Source organism: Lutibacter sp. HS1-25 (assembly GCF_004121075.1).
Taxonomy (GTDB): domain Bacteria; phylum Bacteroidota; class Bacteroidia; order Flavobacteriales; family Flavobacteriaceae; genus Lutibacter.
In genome coordinates this window covers 1-1772 of the sequence record NZ_RHLN01000093.1, presented here as the reverse complement: position 1 = coordinate 1772, position 1772 = coordinate 1, and the positions used below count along the sequence as shown (strand labels likewise).

The window sequence follows — 1772 nt, the reverse complement described above, 5'->3', positions numbered from 1 at the left end:
TCTAGGTTGTTTGGAAGATGCTAATAATTATTATGTGATAATGTATGATAGAGGAGGTGGCGTAAACGGTCCGGGTGACGGTTGGGATCGTAACCTTCCTAATGTAGTATCTAATATTACGATTACTTCTGGAGGGGTAACGGTGCTTTCAAATGATGGTTGGACAGCCCGTAGTGGTGGTGTTAGGGTTAATTTCAATGTTAGTGGAGGTGGTGTTTGTAATAATCCAGAAGCTCCAGGTGGTGTTTTTACAGATTTAAATTTATGGTTAAAAGCCGATGCAGGTACAAATACAATTATTGAAGGAAATGGCATTACAAGTTGGGTAGATCAAAGTCCTTTAGGTTTTGATGCAATGGGAACTGGAAATACGACTTACCTTTCTTCATTTTCAAACTTTAACCCAGGTTTAAATTTTACTGATGACGATAGACCGTTATCTGGAAATATTAGTAGAACAAATGGAACAGGTTCAACCATATTTGTGGTTGGTAATATATCAACTGTTAATGATAAAGCGTTGATAGAACTTGGAACTGCTTCATCAAGAGCTTTTTTTATTGATAGAAGATATGCTGCAAATCCACCAGATCTTTATAGTCTTCAAATAAACAATACATTTGTTTGGTCTGTAAGTGATCCAGGGGGAACTGCGTCGGCAATGATTTATGAGGATGGAAATAATATTCATACTAATGGTACAAAAGCATTTAGTACAAGTTGGTCTACTGGGGGAAGTTATTATATAGGTGATGATAGATCAGGAGGAAATAGGCTTACGGGTGGAATTTCAGAAGTGATATATTATGATAGACAATTGTCACTTGCTAATCAAGTTAAAGTAGAATCTTACTTAGCAATTAAATACGGTATAACATTAGATAATACGGGTGGTGGCATTAATGGAGATTATATGGCTTCAAGCGGCAGTACGCCACTTTGGGATGCTTCGGCTAACAGTACTTATCATTACAATGTAGCAGGTATTGGTAGAGATGATGATTCTGTGTTAAATCAAAAGCAATCGACCTCTCAAAATGCAAATGCCAATGATATCACCATAGGTTTGGGCGATATTTACACTACAAACCTACTTAATACAAACACTTTTGCAACAGATCAAACATTTTTAATGTGGGGAAATAATAATTTACCTTTTGTTGCTGGTACTACGCTTACGGTAAATTTAAGCCAAGATATTGCAGGAGGCCCTTCAACAATTGTTTCGTTTACACCTATACAACGTGTATGGAAAATGAAAGAAACAAATGATGTTGAAAATGTGAAAATATCCATACCAGAAACCTTATTAACAAGTACTATTTCTGGTTCTAATGGTGGTGAGTATGTAATGGTTGTTTCTAGTAATAATACATTTAATGAAACTTCAACCTATGTGCCTTTAACGTTAAACGGTTCTAACCTTGAATGTATTTTTGATTTTACGGGTGAGCAGTATGTGACTTTTGGGTATAGACCTTATACAACTGAACAGCGCTCAATCTTTTTTGATGATAGAGATAACGATAGAATTAACTTAGGAAATACTTTGAATTTAAATCCAGCAGGATTTACAATTTCTTCTTGGATTAAATGGACTACAGGTGAAGATAGCGGTACTATTGTTGCAAAAAGAAATGATGGTAATTTAACCGATGGGTTTGAATTTAGAATTGGAGGCGAACAGTTGCGAATGCGATGGGCTAATAACGGAAGTATAGTTGCTAATTTAACTTCAAGCACTTTTATTCCCGATAATGAGTGGCATCATG

Annotated in this window: 1 protein-coding gene; it reads left to right on the top strand. The window is 35.7% G+C overall.

Annotation, left to right across the window (positions count from 1 at the left end; translation table 11 throughout):
• On the top strand, positions 1–1772 hold a 1772-nt coding region (locus EC396_RS12425), incomplete at both ends, for a LamG domain-containing protein (RefSeq protein ID WP_164975288.1).